This is a genomic window from Mycolicibacterium vulneris, assembly GCF_002104765.1.
Lineage (GTDB): Bacteria > Actinomycetota > Actinomycetes > Mycobacteriales > Mycobacteriaceae > Mycobacterium > Mycobacterium vulneris.
The window spans coordinates 1-268 of record NZ_NCXM01000124.1; the positions used below are offsets into that span (position 1 = coordinate 1).

The 268-nt window shown below is 72.0% G+C and carries 1 protein-coding gene; it reads right to left on the reverse strand.

Annotated elements, in window-relative coordinates; genetic code table 11:
• Nucleotides 1–268, reverse strand: a 268-nt coding sequence (locus B8W69_RS29650) for a YbfB/YjiJ family MFS transporter (protein WP_342744741.1), incomplete at both ends; no start/stop codon positions are given.

Sequence of the window (268 nt, forward strand, 5' to 3'; positions counted from 1 at the left end):
GGTCAGGCCGAAGCAGGCCCATAGCCCGACCAGCAGGCGCAAGCGCGCCTGCCGCGCTTCGCGGGCGAACAGCGCGTCCAGCGCGCCGACCAGGTAGCCGAGGTAGTTGGCGGCGGCCAGCAGGCCGGCGCCGGTCAGGTCGAGCTGGCCTTCGCGGATCAGGTGCGGCAGTTGCGGGGTCAGGGAGAAGCGCCCGACCCCCATGGCGACCACCAGTGCCAGCAGGCAGGCGAGCAGGCCGACCAGCGGCGAACGAAGAAAATCACGG